We start from the raw sequence: 260 nt of genomic DNA on the forward strand, positions 1-260 counted from the left end.
TCGCCAATCTCCATTGAGCGATGAAGATCGTAGCTGTAGGGGATTGATTTTACTTTGGCAGCTTTATCGAAATTCCCGGACGAATCGACGGGATATATGTCTACCGGGACCAATCTCACGCGAACTGTACATACAAGTGTCTTTTCGCTCTCTATGTACTTCAATTCGAATTTTGAAGATCGCACCCCGCCAGCCGTATATTGCTTACCACTCGCGTCCGTCCATGGTGCGCGATTTTGCAATACCCCTAAAGATTGACC

It is taken from the genome of Streptomyces sp. NPDC057010 (assembly GCF_042673805.1).
GTDB lineage: Bacteria > Actinomycetota > Actinomycetes > Streptomycetales > Streptomycetaceae > Streptomyces.